Source organism: Bradyrhizobium sp. IC4059, assembly GCF_020193615.1.
Lineage (GTDB): Bacteria > Pseudomonadota > Alphaproteobacteria > Rhizobiales > Xanthobacteraceae > Bradyrhizobium > Bradyrhizobium yuanmingense.
Window position 1 is genome coordinate 175749 of sequence record NZ_JADYVH010000012.1, and the last position, 21065, is coordinate 196813.

Consider the following 21065-nt stretch of genomic DNA (forward strand, 5'->3'; position numbering starts at 1 on the left):
ACGCCATGCCTTCGCCCGGTGTCGCCGCCGTCGACCGCGCTCTGACGATCCTTGCCGCGTTCGAGGATGCCCCGGAGCCGATGACGCTGGCGGAGCTTGCCAAGCGCACCAAGATGTACAAAAGCACGCTGTTGCGGCTGATGGCCTCGCTTCAGGAATTCGGCTACCTCGTGCAACTCGCCGACGGCCGCTACCATCTCGGGCCGACGCCGTTCCGGCTGGGTGCGGTGTACCAGCGCAACAACAATCTGCATGATCGGGTGATGCCGCTGCTGCGCCAGCTCGTGGCCGACGGCACCGAAAGTCCGTCGTACCACGTGCGGCATGATGCCAAGCGCCGGCTCTGCGTGTTCCGCGTCGATTCCCAACACTCGACGCTCGACCGCGTCGAGGCCGGCATGCTGCTGCCGCTGGAGCGCGGGGCGGCGGGCCGGGTTATTCTCGCCTTCGACGGTGAGAAAGGCGCGACCTATGACGCGATTCGCGAGGCCTGCATCGCAGTGTCGTTCGGGGAGCGCGATCCGGATTGTGCCGGGCTGGCCTGCCCCGTGTTCGGGTCCGGCGGCAAGTGCGTCGGCGCCTTGTCGCTCTCGGGGCCGAAGCCGCGCTTCACGAGAGACAATATCAAGACGATGGCGTCGCTGTTGCTGAAGGCAGCCATCCGCCTGACGCGCACGCTGGGCGGTCCGACCGAGATTCTCGACAATGCCTTATCGGCTTTGGCTGAAGACGCGCGTCCAGCGCGCAGGGCGAGGCGCTAGTTGTCGACAAAATGCGCAACGCTGGAAGGTCGAGCATGCCACTGACGGACAGAATTTCTCCAATCTCGCGTGCCGTCGGGCGGACGGTATGAGCAGCAAATACGACGTGCTGGTGATCGGCGGCGGCAATGCGGCCCTGTGCGCGGCGATCAGCGCGCGGCGCGGCGGCGCCTCGGTGCTCGTGCTCGAAGGCGCGCCGAAATTCTATCGCGGCGGCAACACCCGCCACACCCGCAACATGCGCTGCGCCCATGATGCGGCGACCGAAATCCTGACCGGCCCCTACACTGAGGAAGAATTCTGGGAGGACCTGCTGCGCGTCACCGGCGGGCAGACCGACGAGGTGCTCGCCCGACATATGATCCGCGAATCCAAGGACATCCTGAACTGGATCGTGGAGCAGGGTGTGCGCTGGCAGCCCTCGCTCGGCGGCACGCTGAGCCTCGGCCGCACCAACTCCTTCTTCCTGGGCGGCGGGCGGGCGATGCTGAACGCGCTTTATCTCACCGCGGAGCGGCTCGGTGTCGACGTCGAATACGACGCCGAGGTGATCGATCTCGTGATCGAGGACGGCATGTTCCTCGCCGCGCGCCTCAAGCGGCCGGTCAAGGGCGAGAGCGAGATCCGCGCGACTTCATTGGTCGCCGCTGCGGGCGGGTTCGAGGCCAACATCGAATGGCTGAAGCAATACTGGGGCGAGGCGGCCGACAACTTCCTGATCCGCGGCACGCCCTATAATCGCGGCTCGATCCTGAAGATGCTGCTCGACAAGGGCGTGCAGGAGGTCGGCGATCCCACGCAGTGTCATGCGGTCGCGATCGATGCCCGCGCGCCGAAATTCGACGGCGGCATCATCACGCGGCACGACTCCGTCGTGTTCGGCATCGTCGTCAACAAGCATGCCCAGCGCTTCTACGACGAGGGCGAGGACCTCTGGCCGAAGCGCTACGCGATCTGGGGCCGGCTGGTCGCGGCGCAGCCCGACCAGATCGCCTACATCATCTTCGATTCCACCGTCGTGACCAGCTTCATGCCGACGTTGTTTCCGCCGATCGCCGGGCAGACGATCGCGGAGCTCGCCGGCAAGCTCGCGCTCGATCCGGCCGCGCTGGAACAGACCATCACCGAGTTCAACGCCGCGGTGCGGCCCGGGACCTTCGACCACACCATTCTGGATGATTGCGTGACGGAGGGCATCACGCCGCCCAAGACGCATTGGGCGCGCCGGATCGAGACGCCGCCTTTTCTCGCTTATCCGGTGCGGCCCGGCATCACCTTCACCTACCTCGGCACGCGCGTGAACAAGGAGGCGCGAATGCTGATGAAGGACGGCAAGCCGTCCGCCAACATGTTCGCGGCCGGCGAGATCATGGCCGGCAATGTGCTCGGCAAGGGCTATGCGGCCGGCATGGGCATGACGATCGGCAGCGTGTTCGGGCGGATCGCAGGACGGGAAGCGGCGAAACATGCACGGAACTAGGACTCTCGACGAAGCCGACCGTCTGATGACGGTCTGCAATTCCTGCCGCTATTGCGAGGGCCTGTGCGCGGTGTTTCCGGCCATGGAGATGCGGCGCGCCTTCTCCGACGGCGATCTCAACTATCTCGCCAATCTCTGCCATTCCTGCGGCGCCTGCTACGTCGACTGCCAGTTCTCGCCGCCGCACGAATTCAACGTCAACGTCCCGAAGACGTTGGCGGTTGCGCGCGCGGAGTCCTATGCGGCCTATGCCTGGCCGCGGCCGCTATCCGGCGCCTTCGCGCGCAACGGCCTCGTCATCAGCATCACCGCCGCGCTCAGCATGGCGATCTTCATTCTCGGCTTTGCCGCCTTGAATGACCGCGGCGTGTTGTTCGGCGTGCACACCGGGCCCGGCGCCTTCTACAAGCTGATGCCGCACAACGCGATGGTCGCGCTGTTTGGCGCCGCATTCCTCTACGCGATCCTCGCACTCGTCATGAGCGTGCGTGCCTTCTGGCGCGACATCGGCACACCGATCGGCGGCCGCGCCAATGGCGGCTCGATCTTTCAGGCGATCCGCGACGCCGGCGAGCTGCGCTATCTCCATGGCGGTGGCGTCGGCTGCTACAACGAGGACGACAAGCCGACCGACCGGCGCAAGCTCTATCATCACCTGACCTTCTACGGCTTCGTCCTATGCTTTGCAGCGACCTCGGTGGCGACGCTCTATCATTATCTGCTCGGCCGCGAGGCGCCGTATCCGTGGTGGGACCTGCCCGTGGTGCTCGGCACGCTCGGCGGCATCGGCCTGATCGTCGGGCCGATCGGCCTGTTCGCCGCCAAGATGCGGAGCGATCCCGCGCTGCTCGACGAATACAGCTACGGCATGGACGTCGGTTTCATCGCCATGCTGTTCCTGACCGGCCTCACCGGAATGCTGCTGCTGGTGCTGCGCGAGACCGCCGCGATGGGCCCGTTGCTGGCGCTGCATCTCGGCGCGGTGTTCGCATTGTTCATCACTATGCCCTACGGCAAGTTCATGCACGGCATCTATCGCTTTGCCGCGCTGGTGCGCTACGCGCAGGAGCGGCGGACGGCGGCGTGACCCCGCGCCGCCCGTCTCGCAACCTCTTACGCGACCTCGCGCTCGGGCGGGGATCCCTGCTCGCGGGCCATCGTCGTGGCCGTGACATAGTCGGTCTTGCCGGTGCCGAGCAACGGCACCTTGTCGACCACCATGATCGCAGCGGGCACGGTCAGCTCGGAGGCGCCGATCGCCTTGGCCTGGGCCTGCATCGCGCTGCGCTCGGCGTTCTTCTCGGTCGTCAGCAGCACGATGCGCTCGCCCTTGCGCTGGTCGGGGATCGACACGGCGACGGATGCCGCCTGCGGCCATAGCGACGCCGCGATGGCTTCGACCGCGGACAGCGAGACCATTTCGCCCGCGATCTTGGCAAAGCGCTTGGCGCGGCCCTTGATGGTGATGAAGCCGGCCGCGTCGATCGAAACGATGTCGCCGGTGTCGTGCCAGCCGTCGGGGAGCTTTTCGAGCACGCCGGGCTTTTCGGCCCTGAGGTAGCCGAGCATCACGTTCGGGCCGCGCACCGAGAGGCGTCCTCCTTCCTCGATGCCGGGGACCGGATCGAGGCGGCTTTCCATCAGCGGCGAGAGACGGCCGACGGTGCCGGGGCGGTTGGCCATCGGCGTGTTCATCGCCAGCACCGGCGCCGTCTCGGTGACGCCATAGCCTTCGAGGATGCGAATGCCGTAGCGCTCCATGAAGACCTGCCGCGTGCGGTCCTTGACCGCCTCGGCGCCGGCGATGACGAGGCGCAGGGTGCGGAAGTCGTAAGCGTGCGCCGAGCGCGCATAGCCGGTCAGGAACGTATCCGTGCCGAACAGGATCGTAGCGCCGGTCTGGTAGATCAGCTCGGGCACGATCCGGTAGTGCAGCGGCGAGGGATACATGTAGATCGGAATGCCCGCCAGCATCGGCATCATCATTCCGCCCGTGAGTCCAAACGAGTGGAACACAGGCAGCACATTGAACACCTTGTCATTCGCATTGGCATCGACCCGCGCCAGCGCCTGCGCCGCGTTGGCGAGGATGTTGCGGTGGGACAGCACCACGCCCTTGGGCGTACCTTCCGAGCCCGACGTGAACAGCACGACGGCGGGATCGTTGGCCTGGCGGGGCACGCGCGGGGTCGTGCCGGCGAGCAGGCCCTTGATCTTGTCGGCGAGGCTGATCGAGGCGCGGACGTCCTCGAGATAGACGACGCGTGCCTCCGCGGAGATCGCAGTCATCAGCTTGTCGAGCTTGCCTTTCTCGATGAAGGCCTTCGACGTCAGCACGGTCTTGACCTGCGCGGCCTTCATGGCGGCGAGCACGTTGACCGGACCGGCCGAGAAATTGAGCATCGCCGGCACCCGGCCGCTGTTCTGCAGCGCCATGAAGACGACGGCGACGCCCGCGGAGTTCGGCAGCAGCACGCCGACATTCTCGCCGGTTGCGGTGCCGTTCTCGAGCTTGCGGCTCAGGACCTGCGCGCCGAGGATCAGCTTGCGATAAGTCAGCTTGGTGCCGAGCGCGTCCTCGATGATGACCTTGCCGGTGTCGCGGTCGCGATAGGCGTGTCCGAGGGCTTCGAACAGCGTGTGATCGAGCATGGCGTTTTTGACGAGGGCGTCGATCATGACGTCCTGCAGCGCGGCGCCGGCAGCGTTGCGGCGTGCCTTGCCCTTGAGCGTTTCGTCGACCGGAAGCTTGACCGGCGGCAGGATCGTCACCGTCACGCGCGGAAACCAGGACCGCTTGATCTGGCTGGAGTTGAGATAGCTGAGATAGGAGCGTTGCGCGCCTTCGATCCGGACCGGCACGACCACGGCGTCGGCCTTGTCCGCGATCATCGCGGTGCCGTCATACACCTTCATCAGCGATCCCGAGACGGTGATCCGTCCCTCAGGGAAGATCACGACAGGCTCGCCCGCCGCCACCAGCTTGATCAGGTCGCGCGCGGCCAGCGGCTTGCTCGGGTCCATCGTGTAGTGCTTGACGGCGCGCAGGAACGGCTTGGCCCACCAGGCCTTGGCGATGCCGGTGTCGACCGCAAAGCTCGCGTCGATCGGCAGCACGGCGTGCAGCAGCGGGCCGTCGATCAGGCTGACATGGTTCGGCGCGATCAGCATGCGCGTGCCGGGAGGCGGCAGGTTTTCGAGGCCGCGCACCTCGGTACGGAACAGGGCGCGGAACAGAAGCCCGCCAGCATCGCGCACGCCTTCCTTGCCCCACTTGGTCAGCACGAACCACACCGCGCCGAAGCTGGCGACGCCGAGGCCGAAGAAGATCCAACCGATATGCAAACCTGCCGCCTGCAATAGCGCGACGAACAGCGAGCCGACCACCATGAAGGCAGCCTGCAGCACGTTGCCGGCGGCGATGATGCGGGCGCGTTCGGAAGGTTGCGACCAGGCCTGGACCGCGGCAAAGGACGGCACGACGAACAGGCCGCCGCCGAAGGCGAAGGCGACGAAGTCGGCCAGCATGCGCAGGCCACCGAACGAAGTCGCGAAGCCGAGCGCGGTGATCTCGTGCCCCTTTGCGGTGACGCCGATGGCCCAGGCGAGATCGAGGCCGGCAAAGCCCATGATGATGGCGCCGATCGGCACCAGCGCGAGGTTCGGGCGAACGTGGCTGAGGCTGGCGGCAAACAGCGAGCCGATGGCGATGCCGATCGCGAAGATGGCAAGGCACAGCGTCACGACGCCCTCGGTGCCGCCGACGACGTCCTTGATCAGCGCCGGCAGCAGCGACAGCACGATGGCGCCGACCAGCCAGAACCAGGAGACGATCACGGTGCCGTCCCAGAGGCGATGGTCGGCACGAAGCGTCCTGAGCAGGCTCACCGTCGAGGTCCAGGGATTGGCGTCGACGGGCAGCTCAGGCGCGGAGGGCGTCGTCTGCGGAATGCGGGACGCGAACGCCCAGGACAACACGGCCAGCACGACCACGGCGGATGCGACCCAGCCCATATGCGCGGAGCCGGCGACGAACTGGCCGCCCGCGACAGTGCCGAGCAGGATCGCCATGAAGGTCGCGCCTTCGACCAGCGCGTTGCCGGTCGCGAGTTCGCCGAGCTCGAGCTGGTCCGGCAGCATCGCGTATTTCACCGGGCCGAACAGCGCGGCGATGGTTCCGAACAGTGCGAGCGCTGCGAACAAGAGCGGCACCGAATGCAGGAAGAAGCCGGCAGCGGCGAAGCAAGCTGCAAAGATCTCGACGAATTTGAGCCGCCTTGCGACGACGGATTTGACGTATTTGTCGGCGAGCTGGCCGCCGAGCCCGGACAGGATGAAGTAGGGGAAGATGAAGACGGCGCCTGCCACCGTCACCAGCGCATCGCCGTGGCTCGTCGCCGCGCTGTAGAGCAGGATGATGACGAGCGCATTCTTGAGCACGTTGTCATTGAGCGCCGAGAAGAATTGCGCCCAGAACAGCGGCGCAAAGCGGCGTGACGACATCAATTCCCTGATCATGACTGGTCCTGTTTTGGCAAGGCAGACTGAGGTGGTTACGTTGTCTGTGAAACGTCACGACCGGAAGCATAGGGCGAACGATTGCGCGGCAACGAAGTTGCTGGCCTGCTCTGTCCCCTCGGTTCCTCCGATCCTGTTGGTCTCCAATCGGCATCGTTAGGTTCGCAAATATCCGGTCGAGGCCGGGCGGAGCGGCCTCGCTCGCCCGGATATGGCGCCGGGCGATGAAGGAAAGACTGAACCGCATCGTCGAAATCCGCCGGATCGGCCACGCCCGTCCGGACATGGTTAAGTCCATCCTTGCAGCCGGCGCTTGCATTCGAGCCGACCCGCGTGCGCGCCTCAGGTGAGATGGGCGAGGTGGCGAAACGGCGAGAAGCGGCCGAGCAGGCTGAACCGGCGGCCCTCGTGACGGGCACGGGCACGGCTCGCCCGCCACATCCGAAGAGTCGCCCGGCGTTCGGCGAGCACACCGGCAACGTCGCAGGCGTTGGCGATGCGGTTGACCGGGGCCATGGCCAGCCGCAGCAGGGCCCGGCCAAAGCCGGCGACGAGGGCGGCGGCGTCATCGACGAAGGTGGTGGCGATATCGACAGCAAGGGTTTGCATTTTCCAGGTCTCCGGGTTAAATTGAACAATGTTCACATGAGTAGCTTGAAAATGAACAATGTTCAAGAAGAATCGCTGCGCGACCAGAAAAAATTTCGGCGCCGGCTCCAGATCGTCGAAATTGCCCGCGGCATCATCTCAGCTAAGGGGCTGAGATCATTGAAGGTTCGGGATGTTGCCGAGGCGGCCGGCTGCTCGGTCGGCAGCGTCTATAACGAGTTTGGCGACTTCGACGGGGTCATTCTGACGGTGAACCGGGAAACGGTTCAGGCGCTCACGGCCCGGCTCCGTGCTGTTCCCGCCGAGGATCCGGTCCGCCAGCTTTATGGGCTCGCCGAGACTTATCTCGACTTCTTCGCCGCGCACGCCAATCTGCTGCGTTCCCTGTTCGAGCATCGGATGGAGGACGATCGCCCCTATCCGGACGACATCCTCCAGATGGTGCTGGATGCGTTCGCGCTGATGCATCCGCCCCTGGTGCGGCTATTGCCGGATGCGGACGACGTGAAGATTGCGCTGCTGTCGCGCACGCTGTTTTCCGCCGTGCATGGCATCATCTCGCTCGGCCTCGAGGAGCGCATGGTGGCCGTGCCGTCGCAGATGCTGCGCCAGCAGATCGAACAATTCGTCGACACCCATCTCGCAGGACTTGGAATTCTGCCCCTGCGGTGACGATGCCATTACCCTCGTGCAGCGACCGCTTCGCGCGGGCGTGGCGCAACGACGACAACGTCCGATCGCCCGTTCTCGACCTGAACGCGGTTGCGGCCCTTTTCCTTGGCGCGGTAGCAGGCCGCATCCGCGCGTCGCATCGCATCCTCGAGCGTGATGTTGCCGTCTGCGATGCAGGCGACGCCAATGCTGGCGGTCACGGCAAAGCAACGGTCGTCCCAGGCGAAATTGAACAGCTCCAGCGACCGGCGCAGACGCTCGGCGATGTCGACGGCATCGAAGGGCGAGCATCGCGGCAGGATCAGGCCGAATTCGTCGCCGCCGAGCCGGGCCACCAGATCATGCGCATGCCGGTCCTGCTGCAGCAGGCGCGAGACCTGGCAGAGCAGGCGGTCGCCGGCGAGGTGGCCGCAACTGTGGTTGACGCTCTTGAACTGGTCGAGGTCGAGCAGGATGAGGGCGAGCGCACCCGCCGCGGCATTGTCCAGTTCGGCTTGCAGGCGCGCCTCGAAGGCGCGGCGGTTGGAGAGGCCGGTCAACCAATCATGCGATGCCTGCCAGGCCAGGCGCTCCTTCTCGGCATGCAAGGCGTCTTCGAAGGTCTGCCGTTGCCGCACCAGGCGCCGCGTATGCCAGATCAGGAGCAGGATCAGCGCCGCAGCCGTGATGATGTTGATGCCCGTCAGCGTCAGCTTGATCGCCCGGGATCCTTCGCCGAGGACGGTGGAGAATTGCTTGGCGTGCACCGTGAACTGGGCATTGAGCTCCGATAGCCGCGACGACAGGAATTGCAGGCGGTCGTCGTCCTGAATGGGACCTTTCTTCAGCTCGGATCGGATGACCTCGCCGAACACGCTGAGCTCCAGCAGCATGGGATCGGTGGCGGCCCATTCCCTGATCGCGTCCTGGAGGAAGCTGACGCGATTGAAATAGCGAAACAGCCAGATCAGTCCCGGGACGTCATCGGGATGGTTGCCGCCTTGCAGAAAGCCGACGCGGGCGGCCTCGACGTCGACCGGATCGCGTTCCAGCGCCCAGCGTGCGAACTCGTCGCCGATGGGGACGGCGAGTGAAGCCTGATATTGCGCGAACTGGCTCGGTTCGCCCGAATGCAGATAGAGATTGAGGAAGTAGACCGCGTTCTTCTGCGAGCGCGACCAGAGTGCTTCGCCGGCGACATAGGCGCGGACCGACGACATCACCTCGAGACTGAATCCGGCGATCGCCGCCTGCAGCACGACGACCATCACGAAAGGCGAGACGAGCTTGATGACGTGAAGGAGGTTGCCGCCCTCCGCCGACGCCGCTGTTCTGCGAAACACACCAGTCCCCAAGTCGATCGACGCGCCCGGCAGGGGCGTTGCGCCTGCAACGCAAAGTAGACGAGATGGTTGCTTAACTGGACCTGAAAAGTGCGAGGGATTGTGACGGAGGGTGAAGGTAATGTGACGTGGATGCGCGCAGATCGTTTCAAATGCCGCGAAATCGGAGCTGATGTGATATCGCGAACCAATGCCTTGTCATTGCGAGCGCAGCGAAGCAATCCAGCCTGCCTCCGCGGCATCATTCTGGATTGCTTCGTCGCAAGAGCTCTTCGCAATGACGACGTAGCGTCGGACGGGCGCTACACGCTCTCCGTGGACGTATGTCCTACACCAGCACCGGCTTGCGCACGCGACCGGCGTCGCCGAACACGCGCAGATAACGCTCGATTTCCGAGGGCAGGCCGGTCGCCTTCTCCGGATTGTCGGAGAGCTTGACGGCCGGACGGCCGTCGACCGATGAGACCTTGCAGACCAGCGAGATCGGATCGAGGCTGATCGAGCCGTCCGGCGTGCAGCTGACGAAATCGTTGGTGAGGTTGGTGCCCCAGCCGAAGGAGAGCCGCACGCGCCCTGCGAAGTGGCGATAGGTGTCCTCGATCGAGCCGACGTCCATCGCGTCGGAGAAGACGAGCAGCTTTTCCTTGGGGTTGCGACCCTGCTTCTGCCACCAGGCGATGATCTCCTCGCCGGCCTGGATCGGCGGCGCGCTGTCGGGGCGGAAGCCGGTCCAATCGGCGACCCATTCCGGTGCATCGCGGAGGAAGGTCCTGGTACCGAAGCCGTCGGGCAGCGCGATCAGGAGGTTGCCGCCGTAAGTCTGACGCCACTGGTCGAGAATGCGGTAGGGCGCCCAGCGCAATTCCTCGTCGTCCCTGGCGAGCGCGGCGGCCACCATCGGCAGCTCGTGCGCGTTGGTGCCGATGGCTTCGAGATCGTTGTCCATCGCGAGAAGCACGTTGGAGGTGCCGATGAAGGAGGGGCCGAGGCCTTCCTTCACCGCCTCGACGCACCAGCGCTGCCAGAGGAAGCCGTGGCGGCGACGCGTGCCGAAGTCGGAGAGCCGCAGGTTCTCGAGCTGGCGCAGCCGTTCGACCTTGGTCCACAACTTGGCCTTGGCGCGGGCGTAGAGCACGTCGAGCTCGAAGCGGCCGCGGCCCTTCATGGCCGCACGCGAACGCAGCTCGTTGAGGATCGCAAGCGCCGGAATCTCCCACATCGTGGTGTGGGTCCAGGGCCCGTGAAAATGCAGCTCGTACTGGCCCTCGACCTTGCGCAGCTCGTATTCGGGAAGGCGGAATTCCGCCAGCCAGCGGATGAAATCCGCCGAGAACATATGGGTCTTGCCGTAGAAGGTGTTGCCGGCCAGCCAGATCAGCTCCTTCTTGGTGAAGCGGATGGTGCGGGCATGGTCGAGCTGGGCGCGCAGCTCGCCCTCGTCGATGATCTCCGCAAGGCGCACATGGCGCGAGCGGTTGATGACCGAGAAGGTCACATTCTGACTCGGGTAATCCTCCCGAATCATCTGTAACATCAATAGTTTGTAGAAGTCGGTATCGAGCAGGCTGCGGATGATGGGATCCAGCCGCCAGCTGTGATTGTAGGTCCGGTTCGCAATGTCAGTCACTGTCATGGGAGGATTTTAGCGCGGCTCCCCCTGCGCAACCAGTGGGTTTGGGAAGGGCAGTCTTGCGGAGCGCGGCGCCTGCTATCAGGAGAACGGCAGGTCAGAACGTGGCGGCCGTCGCCGCGACGGCCTCGAGCTGGCTCCTGACCCAGCGGTGGGCCGGGTCCTTCTGGTAGCGCTGGTGCCAGACCATGAACATCGGCAGCTCGGCCAGGGTCTTCGTGCGGGACGCCAGTGGGATCGGTGTTTGCGCAAAGCCGCGCATTACGCCGGACGCGAGCAGGCTCGGCATGCTCGCCAGCATCTGTGAGGCGCGCAGGAACGACGGCACGCCTGAGAAGCTCGGCACGGAGATCGCGATGTCGCGGTGGAGCCCGTTCGCTGCCAGCCGGCGGTCGAAGTCGAGCCGCTCATTGTCGGTATAGACCACGGTGATGTGACGCGCCGCGAGATAGGCATTGCGGCTGGCCGGCGCGGCGCGCGCTTTGGGATCGTAGTAGCAGACGTAGTGATCCCTCAGCAGCCGCTTCTGCACGATGTCGACGCCCGACGGCGGCAGCGGCGTGATCAGGAGGTCGCAGCGGTTTTCGCGCAGCATCGCGGGCGAGGGCGATTGCGAGGGGATCACGCGCAGGTTCAGGCTCTTCACTTGTGCGGCGACGTGATCGAAGAACCGCGGCAACAGCAGGTCGCGCTGGAAGTCGTTGGCGGCGATCGTCAGCGACAGCTGAGCCTCCTCCGGCGCGAAGCTGACACCACCGGCAAAGCTGCGCATCTCGTCGATCAGCGCGCGTGCCTTGCCGGCCAGTGCCTGCGCATGGGCCGTCGCAACGATGCCACGGCCGGACTTGGCGAACAGCGGATCGCCGGCGATTCGCCGCAGCTTGTTCAACCCGTGGCTGACGGCAGACTGGGTGAGGCCGAGCCGCGTCGCTGCCGCCGTCACCGAGCCTTCCTCCAGCACCGCCAGGAACAGCTCGAGGGCATGGCCGTCGAGCGCCAAATGATCGATTTCCTTCATGCAATTCATTATAATTCATCTATTTATTTTGAGAATAGGCTGGCTCATGCTCTCCCGATAAGCCGCCCGACCCCGGGCTCCCAGGGAGAGACAACGCCGATGAATGCCCAGGCGCCAGCCTTGCGGGATCCCCGCCTCAACCGTCCCGAGCCCTTCACGCCGCCGCTCGGCGACGGCGGCTTCTTCCAGCGCGACCGCGCGATGCATCCGCCGGCGCATGCGCCAGGCTACAAGTCCTCGGTGCTGCGCTCGCCGCGCCAGTCGCTGCTGTCCTTGGAGAACTCGATCTCGGAGATCACGGGGCCGGTGTTCGGCCACAACGATCTCGGCCCGCTCGACAATGATTTGATCCGCAACTACGCCAAGGACGGCGATCCCGTCGGCGAGCGCATCATCGTCCACGGCCGCGTGCTGGACGAGACCGGCCGGGGCGTTCCGAACACGCTGGTCGAGTTCTGGCAGGCCAATGCCGGCGGCCGCTACCGGCACAAGAAGGACACCTATCTGGCGCCGATCGATCCGAATTTCGGCGGTTGCGGCCGCGCGCTCACCGACGACACCGGCTACTATTACTTCCGCACCGTGAAGCCGGGCCCCTATCCCTGGCGCAACTACGTCAACAGCTGGCGCCCCGCCCATATCCACTTCTCGGTGTTCGGCTCGGGCTTTGCGCAGCGGCTGATCACGCAGATGTATTTCGAAGGCGATCCGCTGATCCCGGTCTGCCCGATCCTGACGACGATCCCGGACAAGGACGCGCTCGACCGCCTCGTGGCGCCGCTCGACCTCAACGCCTCGACGCCGTTCGACTCGCTCGCCTACCGCTTCGACATCGTGCTGCGCGGCCAGCGCTCCACCTATTTCGAAAATCGCACCGCGGGGAACTAACGCCCATGCCGCAACCGCTCAATTATCTCAAGGAAACCGCCTCGCAGACCGCCGGGCCCTACGTACATATCGGCCTGATCCCGGCCATGGCCGGCTTCGACATCTTCGAGAAGAACTTCTCCAACGTGCTGGTGAGCCCGAACACCAAAGGCGAGCGCATCACGCTGGAGGGCAAGGTGCTCGACGGCACCGGCACGCCGCTGCGCGACGTGCTGCTGGAGATCTGGCAGGCGAATGCGGCCGGCCGCTACAACCACCCCGCCGATCGCTCCGCCGGCGCGCCGGATGACGAGTTTCGCGGCTGGGGCCGCGCCGGCTCCGACTTCGACAGCGGCCTCGTCACTTTCGAGACCATCAAGCCGGGTGCGATCACCGACAGGACGGGGCGCAAATGCGCGCCGCACGTCAACGTCTGGATCGTCGCGCGCGGCATCAATATCGGCCTCAACACGCGGCTCTATTTCTCGGACGAAGAGGCGGCCAACGCCGCCGATCCCGTGCTCAACCTGATCGAGCAGCCGGTGCGCCGCAAGACATTGATCGCAACCCGCAGCGAGCGCGCCGGCAAGGTCGTGTATTCCTTCACGATCAATCTGCAGGGGCCGGAGGAGACGGTGTTCTTCGACGTGTGAGGTGTCGGGCCGGCGTCCTTCGATCATTCCACCCGGTCGTCGCGCCTGATGGTTCCGCGCGCGAGGAATTGCGGTGGCTGCCGCATTTCGCGCGATACCGGTCGATCGGGTGGATCGCGCCCCACTTTTGGCTTCAACTCCACCAGATCGATGAACATGTCCGCCTGCCGGCGCAGGTCGTCGGCGATCATGGGCGGCTGAGTGGAGAGTGTGGAGACGACGGTCACGCGGACGCCGCGGCGTTGCAAGGCTTCGACCAGCGAACGGAAATCCCCATCGCCCGAGCACAACACGATCTGATCGACGTGCTGGGCAAGCTCCATCGCGCTTACGGCGAGGTCCACATCCATGCTGCCCTTCACCTTGCGGCGGCCGGTAGCGGGGTCGACGAACTCCTTGGCGAGTTTGGTGACGACGGTGAAGCCGTTGTAGTCGAGCCAATCGATCAAGGGGCGGATCGACGAATATTCCTGATCCTCGATGATGGTCGTGTAGTAGAAGGCCCGTAACAGCGTAGCTCGGCTTTGAAATTCACTGAGCAGGCGTCTGTAGTCGATCTCGAAGCCGAGCGCCTTGGCGGTGGCATGGAAATTGGAGCCGTCGATAAAGAGCGCGCTCTTCCCAAGCGAAGACATTATGCACAACTCCCCGGGTTCGGCACGAAAGCCGACCGTCCAGCCGAAATGGCGCGGCGTATCGGCGGGAATAACTGAAGGCGCCGATGGCTTTGCTGAAAAGGCGGCGCAGACGACCGGACAGGGTTGGCCGCCTTGCGCCGAGGTTAGGGAGGTTCCATGCCACCAGCGCCAGGGCGCCGAATGCCGTTACGCTAGGGCGAGGGCGTGCCCCGCTCAATTGTACGGAGGTAAAGCGCCTCTATCCAAAGGATGGGGCGCTATATACGAAGGTAAGTGGCAACGAGAGACATCGCGGATCCGGGGCGCGTCGATCAGACGTGCCCTGATCCTTTGTCCGGTGGTTCAGCCTTCGCCGCCATGGAGCCGGGCGCGAAAGGCGCGCGGTGAGACCCCCGTGGCGGCGGCGTAGACCCGGCTGAAATAGGCGGGGTCCTCGAAGCCGAGGGCGTAGGCGATGGTCGAGACCGGCAGGTTGGTGTAGACGAGGTTGCGCCGCGCCTCCCGGATCAGTCGGTTGAGGATCAGATGCGAGGCGGTGTCGCCGGTCGCCGCCCGCGTGATCCGGTTGAGATGCGTCGGTGTCACCGACAGCGCCTCGGCATAGTCGGCGACGCTCCAGCGCTCCAGATGATGCTGCTCCAGCAGCGCCTCGAAGCGGCGGAACAACCCGCTTTCCGCGGTGCCGTTGCCGCCGCTCTCGCCCGTGAGCGCGCGGGCCACGAGCCCGATCATGGCCGACGACAAGGCGCGGAGCACATGCGCGCGGCCGAAGTCGCGCGCGGCGTGCTCGGCGAAGATCTGCTTCATCGTGGCGCGGATCTGCGGCGTGCCGCGCACCACGGCCGACCGCGACAGCGCACCGCGCAGGCCCTCGGCGGCGAGCAGCGCTTCATCGAGGATCTCCGCGGCGATGGTCAAAACCCACCCTTGCGTATCGGGCACGAAGCGGAAGCCGTGGACGTGGCCGACCGGCACGTTGACGATCTGCATCGGCCTCAGCGGCACCACGCGCCCGTCGAGCGTCGCCTCGCCGCCGCCGCGCTCGATCAGCAGCACCTGGTGCAGCCGGGCATGGCGGTGCACGGCCAGCGTCCAGTCGTGCAGCACCGAACGCGAGGCGATCGTCTCGCAATGCACGACATCGGGCAGATCGCCGGACTCGCCGAACAGATTGTAGACCCGGATGGCCGGGGCGGGGGCCGCGCTTCTCATGTTCGAATAGTACAAGACAAAGGCGAAACCCTCCATCGGCTTGCGCCTTAACGTATGCAAAAAAATGCCGACGGGAGGACGCAAAAATGAAAGTTCAGGTCTGTATCATCGGCGGCGGGCCGTCCGGGTTGTTGCTGTCCCAGCTCCTGCACCTCAAGGGCATCGACACCATCGTGCTGGAGAAATACAGCCGCGACCACGTGCTGGCCCGGATCCGCGCCGGCGTGCTCGAGCACGGCTTTGCGAAGCTGATGCGCGAGGCGCAATGCGGCGAGCGGATGGACCGCGAGGGCGAGATCCACAACGGGTTCGAGATCGCCCATGACGGCGTGCTCTCCCACATCGACCTGCACAAGCATTCCGGCGGCAATTCGGTCCTGGTCTACGGCCAGACCGAGCTGACGCGCGACCTCTACGAGGCACGCGACCGGATCGGCGGCAAGGTCGTGCACAATGCCGAGGACGTCACGCCGCACGATCTGACGTCGGATCGGCCCTATGTGACGTATCGCTCGAACGGGCAGACGCTCCGCGTCGATTGCGACTACATCGTCGGCGCCGACGGCTTCCATGGCGTCAGCCGCAAGTCGATCCCGAAGGACGTGCTGCGCGAATATGAGAAGGTCTATCCGTTCGGCTGGCTCGGCGTGCTGTCGCGCACGAAACCGGTATCGCCCGAGCTGATCTACGTGAAGCACGAGCGCGGCTTTGCGCTGTGCTCGCTGCGCTCGCAGGTGCTGAGCCGCTACTACATCCAGGTGCCTTTGACCGACAAGGTGGAGGATTGGAGCGACGACGCGTTCTGGGCCGAGCTGAAGCGCCGCCTGCCGGACGAGGTCGCCGGCCGTCTGATCACGGGTCCGTCGATCGAGAGGAGCATCGCGCCCTTGCGCAGCTTCGTCGCCGAGCCGATGAGCTATGGCCGCCTGTTCCTCGCCGGCGATGCCGCGCACATCGTGCCGCCGACCGGCGCGCGCGGATTGAACAGCGCGGCGTCCGACATCTACTATCTCTATCACGCGCTGCTCGCGCATTATCAGAGCGGCGACGATGCCGGTCTCAAGGGCTATTCCGCCAAGGCGCTTGCGCGAATCTGGAAGGCACAACGCTTCTCCTGGTGGATGACGATGATGCTGCACCGCTTCCCCGACCGGATCGAATATGAGGATCGTCTGCAGCAGACGGAGCTCGACTACCTGCTCTCGTCCGAGACGGCGCAGCGTCTGCTTGCGGAGAATTATACGGGGCTGCCGTTTTAGGCGATCTAACCCTCCCCTGGAGGGCCCTCCAGGGGAGGGTAAGAAGCCACTACTTTCCTTCCAGCGTATTGACCGGTGTCCAGTCCGGCGGCGGCGGAGTCTGCGTCAGTACGTTCGCACGCTTGGCGAACCGGGCTGACGCAGGATCGATCTTCGCGACGCCCCCGAACGCGTCGGCCGCCTTGGCAAACTCCCGTGCCCGCCAGCACGCCAGCCCTTCCGCATAGGCTGCGGCGACCTTGGCCTGCTCGGCGCTTTCCGCGCCGGTTTCCGCCAGCGGCTCGAACACCCTGATCGCCTCGCCGCGGCCCTGCACCCTGATCGCATCGAGCTCGCGCCAGGCGAAGCTATCGCCGGTCTGCGCCATCGTGGTTTCCGAGGCCATGATCGCCGTGCCGTAATATTTGTTGGCGCCTTCGAGCCGCGAGGCGACGTTCACGGTGTCGCTCATCACGGTGTAGTTGAAGCGGCGGCGCGAGCCGATGTTGCCGACCACGGCTTCGCCGCTGTTGAGCCCGATACGGTGCGACAGGCCGTGACCGGCGAAGGCGGGATGGCCTTCATTGAGCTCGGCCAGCGTCTCGTGGCACTTCAGCGCGGCCCGCACCGCATTGCGCGCGTGGGCGGGATCGTCGGCCGGGGCGCCGAACATGGCGACGATGGAATCGCCGATATATTTGTCGACGTAACCGCCATGGCCTTCGATGATGTCGGTCATGGCGGACAGATATTCGTTCATCAGCGTCACCAGCTCGACCGGCGTCATCGTCTCGGCGATCGACGAGAATCCGCTTAGGTCGGAGAAGAACATGGTGACGTTGCGCATCTCGCCGCCGAGCGCCGGCATCTTGCCGGAGGCCACCATGGTCTCGATCACCTCGGGCGCGAGGTAAAAGGCAAAGCTCTTGCGCAGGAAGCGCTCGTCGCGGTCGGCCAGCACGAAGCGATAGCCGATCATGATCGCGAGCGCGGCAAGGCTGGCGAGCGCCGGCTCGGTCAGCGGCAGCGCCAAGGCATGGACGAATGCCCCGACGGCAACGACCGCGTAGGCGATGGTGAGGCCGAGCCAGGCGATCAGGGCGCCGCTCGGCGCAAACACGCCGGCCGCGCAGGCGATGACGGCCGCGAACGCGATCGTGAGAAGGGTGCGCGAGGGAAAGCCGAGCTCGGTCACGGCATCGCGCTCGATCAGGTTTCGGACCGCAGCGGCGTGCACGAACACACCGGCGACGTCGCTGCGGGCCTTTTGCGCGGAGCCGGCAGCCGCGGGCAGGGCACATCGCGCCGACGGCGTTCCGTCATAGCCGCCGGACAAGCGCATCGAGGTGAGCTTGCGGTCCTCGAAGTTGAGGACGGTCCCGAGCAGCACGACCTTGCCCTCGAAGGCGCGCCGGAAGAAATCGCGGTCGCCTTTTTCGACGCAGGCGCGCAGATCGGCAAAGGAGAAGGTCGGAACGTCGCGGCTGAGGCCGCGGAAGTTGAGCGTCAGCGTGTTCGGTACAGTGCTCGGGATTGCGTAGCCGGACAGCCCGGCCGCGCCGGATGGCGCCATCTCGACCTTCGCGCCGAGCGCGCGGGCGGCGAGCTCGACCGCCATTGTGGGCACCGGCTTGCCCTCGATCGAGAAGCTGAGCGGCATCCGCCGGATGACATCGTCGGCGTCGGTGTGGACATTGAGCGCGCGGACGTTGTTTCGCACCGCCAGCCGCTGCGCACGGTAGGGCACTTCCGGCTGGTCATTGCTCAGGATCTCGCCGAGCACGAGCTTGCCGTTGTCGGCGATCTGCCGCAGCGCGATCAGATAGTCCCGGTCAAATCCGCGCATCCGGGCGCCGAGCGGCGCGTCGCCAAAGGGAATCTCGGATTGCTCGATCGAGTTCTTGAAGATGACGTCGAAGCCGATCACCTTGGCGCCGCCGTCGCTGATACTGCCGAGCACCCGGCCGATCTCGCGCGTCCAGGTCTGCGTCGGCGATCCCTTGAAGGGCGGGGTCTCGTAGGTTTCGCCGTCGATCGCCACGACGACGACCGGCGACGTCGCGGGATCGCGGCGCTCGCCGACAACCTTCCCACGCAGTGCGGTGAGGATGTCGAGCGAGAGGCCTTGCAGTGTCTGCAGCGGCGGGGACGTGAAGATCGCGCCCGCAAGGAGCGCGATCAGGATTGCCGCAACGATGTCCCGTCCCCCGATCCGCCGCATCGCCCCGTCGCCAACTCCGCTTATTCGAGTCCGCCTATTCGAGCCGCAGCAGGCGGCCGATGATCGGGGTCGGCGAGGAGGTGGCGCTGGCGTCGATCTGGAAGGTGTAGCGTTTGGCACCGAGAATGGCGAGGTAGCTGCCGCCCGGGGTCAGTGTCTTTCCGGCCTTGGCGAAATCATAGAACTTGCCGCCGCCGGTCATGGCGTCGCGCTTGAGCGGCACGCTGATCGTGGGCTCCTTGCCGTCGGTGCGTTCGATCACCAGCGTGCCGCCGGCTTTGGCCTGCACCAGTGGCGAGACGCCGTAGAGCGTCGGCAGCTTGGCCGGTCCGCCCTTGGCGTCCGAGCGCACGGTGCGGAAGGTCGTTGCGGCGCTCTGGTTCGCCTCGCGCTCGGACAGTTTTGCCGCATTGGTATCGCAGGGCACCTTTTCCCGCTTGACCTCGCCCAGCTGCACGGTGCTCTGCTCGGCGCCGACCAGGACGACACCTTCGCTGATGGTCTCGCGCTGGCAGGATTTCAGGTAGCTGAGCGTGATGCTGGCCTTTGGTCCGAGCTTGATGATCTTGCCTGGCGCCACGTAGTCCATGAACGCGATTCCGTCGACCTTGCCCTGGACGTCCTCGACGATCGCAGCGGGAGTCTCCGCCCAAGCGGGGGCCGCAAGGCAGAATGCGCCGACACAGGCGCCGATCAGGCTTTTCATGGGAATTCTCATCCAATTCGACGATGCTCTGGTGCCCGTCCTGGTTCGATGCCTAGCAGCAGGGCGCCGGGGCAAGTGTGACCAGAATCACTCTCAGGTCTTGGTGCCACTTTAGCAGGAACAGGTTCAAACCGGCGACCGGAGAAAAATGGTGCCGCGGCAAGATGTTGGCGGATCGATCGGGTCAGGCGGTCGGGACGCGGGATGGCGCGCGTCTGACGAGCTCGCTGCTGCACGCTCTATATCGGGAGCGGGAGGGGCCGCGGCGACCGGCAAGGGACTTGTCCGCTGACCGCCGGCGATCTCGACCACCTCGTCCCAGCGCAACAGGAAAGCCTCGACGCAGCCAGGATCGAACTGTCGCCCGGCGTTCTCGACCAGGTAGCCGCGCGCGGCCTCGAGCGGCATTGGCTCCTTGTACGGCCGTCGCGTCGCGTCGAAGTCGTGGAAACGGCTGACGACGGCATCGAATTGTTTTGACGTCGCCGCCGCCGCGTGCGGCCGCAGAAATTTAACGGATTGATTTTGCAGGGCGTTAACCGTGGCGGAATGCTCGTCGTGTCGGTCATTGTCGCGCCTCAAGCTTCGTTGCAAATACACGTGGAAATTACGGGTGGATGTTTCCATGCTGAAAGAGGGCAAATACGCGGCGTGGTTCAGAACAGCGCACGCGCAAGGCACCGGCATCGTGCATCTGGCCCAGGGACGGATCTCGGGCAGCGACAGCTTCTTCAATTATGGCGGCTCCTATCAGTTCGACAACGACCGGCATTTCACGGCCGTCCTGACCACACGGCGACATGCCGACGGGCCGCCGACCGTGTTCGGGCTGGACGAGGTCGAGGTCGAGCTCTCCGGCGTTTATAGCGGGGCGATGGCGACCTGTTCGGGAACGGCCCGCCAAGCGCCCGACGTGAGATTCGAAGCGACGCTGATCTACAGCCAGGAAGAGGCGCCGGCTCCTGACCCCCGGGGCGCGGTCGTGAAGCTCAAGGCCGACAAGCTGCCCAAGAGGCTCGACAGCCGTTCACGGCCGCGGCATCCGTTCACGACGGGCGCGCCCAAGTGACAGTGGATCGGCAACAAGCTGCGCCAGTCCACCCGGCTCACGTCTGCGCCGCGCTTAGCATTGCGTTGACGTTGTTGGCTCGAATTCGCGCTGCAGAAACTCCGCCTTCAGAAGCGAGAGCTATCTAGTCTGCGATAGATCAAGCGTGGTGGAAGAACATGCCTCAAATCTGGATGACATATGACGAGCTCGGCGCGCTTTGCGGCTGCGATGCTGTGGAGGCGAGGGACCGCGCGATCCATTTGTCGCTCGATCGTCGCAGGAGTCGCGACGGTGCCACGCGCGTCAAGCTCGATCTGGCGCTGACGGCCAAGTTCTTTGCATCCGTCCGCGAGGCGGATTTCGATCTCGACTGCGCCATTGAAGCGCTGCACGACACCCACCGGAAGATGGCCGAGCTCCTGGTTCCCTCCGAGCGTCACACGAGGCGCGGGGCGGCCTGAGCCGGCGC

Annotated in this window: 18 protein-coding genes and 1 pseudogene; 9 read left to right on the forward strand and 10 right to left on the reverse strand. The window is 65.3% G+C overall.

All coding sequences use genetic code 11. The annotated features are described in order from the left end of the window. Positions 1-5 precede the first annotated feature (5 nt). The 3 genes from I6F12_RS30710 (at position 6) to tcuB (ending at position 3328) form a co-directional block, all read left to right on the forward strand. Positions 6-761, forward strand: coding sequence for an IclR family transcriptional regulator (locus I6F12_RS30710; RefSeq protein ID WP_225157924.1), 756 nt, complete (start codon positions 6-8; stop codon positions 759-761). Positions 762-849: 88 nt separating this feature from the next. After that, positions 850-2241: an FAD-dependent tricarballylate dehydrogenase TcuA gene (gene tcuA / locus I6F12_RS30715; RefSeq protein ID WP_225157925.1), complete on the forward strand. Its 1392-nt coding sequence runs from the start codon at positions 850-852 to the stop codon at positions 2239-2241. Beyond that, positions 2228-3328: a tricarballylate utilization 4Fe-4S protein TcuB gene (gene tcuB, locus I6F12_RS30720; protein ID WP_225157926.1), complete on the forward strand. Its 1101-nt coding sequence runs from the start codon at positions 2228-2230 to the stop codon at positions 3326-3328. Before tcuA ends, tcuB begins: the two co-directional genes overlap by 14 nt. 26 nt (positions 3329-3354) lie before the next feature. Here tcuB and I6F12_RS30725 read toward each other — a convergent pair whose 3' ends face one another. Together I6F12_RS30725 and I6F12_RS37545 are read right to left on the reverse strand one after the other, a co-directional pair. Beyond that, positions 3355-6759, reverse strand: coding sequence for an acyl-[ACP]--phospholipid O-acyltransferase (locus I6F12_RS30725; RefSeq protein ID WP_225139045.1), 3405 nt, complete (start codon positions 6757-6759; stop codon positions 3355-3357). A gap of 342 nt (positions 6760-7101) precedes the next feature. After that, entirely contained in the window at positions 7102-7368 is a 267-nt protein-coding gene (locus I6F12_RS37545) for a hypothetical protein (RefSeq protein WP_074448103.1), read from the reverse strand. A 51-nt stretch (positions 7369-7419) separates the two neighbouring features. On the opposite strand from I6F12_RS37545, the gene I6F12_RS30730 reads away from it, so the two are divergent. After that, on the forward strand, positions 7420-8040 hold the full coding sequence (locus I6F12_RS30730; protein ID WP_225157956.1) for a TetR/AcrR family transcriptional regulator: 621 nt from the start codon (positions 7420-7422) through the stop codon (positions 8038-8040). Between the two features lie 8 nt (positions 8041-8048). On the opposite strand, the gene I6F12_RS30735 is transcribed toward I6F12_RS30730, so the two are convergent. From I6F12_RS30735 to I6F12_RS30745, 3 genes are all read right to left on the reverse strand, one after another. Beyond that, positions 8049-9362, reverse strand: coding sequence for a GGDEF domain-containing protein (locus I6F12_RS30735; RefSeq protein WP_225157927.1), 1314 nt, complete (start codon positions 9360-9362; stop codon positions 8049-8051). Positions 9363-9690: 328 nt separating this feature from the next. Then, complete coding sequence (pncB, locus tag I6F12_RS30740; RefSeq protein ID WP_225157928.1) at positions 9691-10995, reverse strand: nicotinate phosphoribosyltransferase; 1305 nt, start codon at positions 10993-10995, stop codon at positions 9691-9693. 94 nt (positions 10996-11089) lie between these two features. After that, positions 11090-12019: a LysR family transcriptional regulator gene (locus tag I6F12_RS30745; protein WP_225157929.1), complete on the reverse strand. Its 930-nt coding sequence runs from the start codon at positions 12017-12019 to the stop codon at positions 11090-11092. A gap of 90 nt (positions 12020-12109) precedes the next feature. Here I6F12_RS30745 and pcaH point away from each other — a divergent pair, with 90 nt between their 5' ends. Both pcaH and pcaG read left to right on the forward strand, forming a co-directional pair. Beyond that, on the forward strand, positions 12110-12898 hold the full coding sequence (gene pcaH, locus I6F12_RS30750; protein WP_225142416.1) for a protocatechuate 3,4-dioxygenase subunit beta: 789 nt from the start codon (positions 12110-12112) through the stop codon (positions 12896-12898). A 5-nt stretch (positions 12899-12903) separates the two neighbouring features. Beyond that, positions 12904-13530 (forward strand): protocatechuate 3,4-dioxygenase subunit alpha, encoded by a 627-nt coding sequence (gene pcaG / locus I6F12_RS30755; protein ID WP_225135058.1) that lies wholly within the window; start codon positions 12904-12906, stop codon positions 13528-13530. A 23-nt stretch (positions 13531-13553) separates the two neighbouring features. Here pcaG and I6F12_RS30760 read toward each other — a convergent pair whose 3' ends face one another. Next, the gene (locus I6F12_RS30760; RefSeq protein WP_225139041.1) at positions 13554-14165 is read right to left on the reverse strand and encodes an NYN domain-containing protein; all 612 of its coding nucleotides are present in this window, start codon (positions 14163-14165) and stop codon (positions 13554-13556) included. A gap of 345 nt (positions 14166-14510) precedes the next feature. After that, positions 14511-15416, reverse strand: coding sequence for a helix-turn-helix domain-containing protein (locus tag I6F12_RS30765; RefSeq protein WP_036026589.1), 906 nt, complete (start codon positions 15414-15416; stop codon positions 14511-14513). A 50-nt stretch (positions 15417-15466) separates the two neighbouring features. Between I6F12_RS30765 and pobA the strand changes: the two genes are divergently transcribed. Continuing rightward, positions 15467-16639 (forward strand): 4-hydroxybenzoate 3-monooxygenase, encoded by a 1173-nt coding sequence (pobA, locus tag I6F12_RS30770; protein WP_225157930.1) that lies wholly within the window; start codon positions 15467-15469, stop codon positions 16637-16639. A 49-nt stretch (positions 16640-16688) separates the two neighbouring features. Here pobA and I6F12_RS30775 read toward each other — a convergent pair whose 3' ends face one another. The 3 genes and pseudogenes from I6F12_RS30775 to I6F12_RS30785 all read right to left on the reverse strand — a co-directional run. Beyond that, entirely contained in the window at positions 16689-18839 is a 2151-nt protein-coding gene (locus I6F12_RS30775) for an adenylate/guanylate cyclase domain-containing protein (RefSeq protein ID WP_225157931.1), read from the reverse strand. A 34-nt stretch (positions 18840-18873) separates the two neighbouring features. Continuing rightward, a complete protein-coding gene (locus I6F12_RS30780; RefSeq protein WP_036035538.1) occupies positions 18874-19545 on the reverse strand; it encodes a hypothetical protein in 672 nt (223 codons plus the stop codon). A gap of 126 nt (positions 19546-19671) precedes the next feature. Continuing rightward, positions 19672-19977, reverse strand: a pseudogene (locus tag I6F12_RS30785) (hypothetical protein); the annotation flags it as partial. Positions 19978-20170: 193 nt separating this feature from the next. On the opposite strand from I6F12_RS30785, the gene I6F12_RS30790 reads away from it, so the two are divergent. Together I6F12_RS30790 and I6F12_RS30795 are read left to right on the forward strand one after the other, a co-directional pair. After that, positions 20171-20614 (forward strand): hypothetical protein, encoded by a 444-nt coding sequence (locus I6F12_RS30790; RefSeq protein ID WP_036011297.1) that lies wholly within the window; start codon positions 20171-20173, stop codon positions 20612-20614. A 158-nt stretch (positions 20615-20772) separates the two neighbouring features. After that, positions 20773-21057 (forward strand): hypothetical protein, encoded by a 285-nt coding sequence (locus I6F12_RS30795; protein WP_036011293.1) that lies wholly within the window; start codon positions 20773-20775, stop codon positions 21055-21057. The last annotated feature ends 8 nt before the right edge of the window (positions 21058-21065 follow it).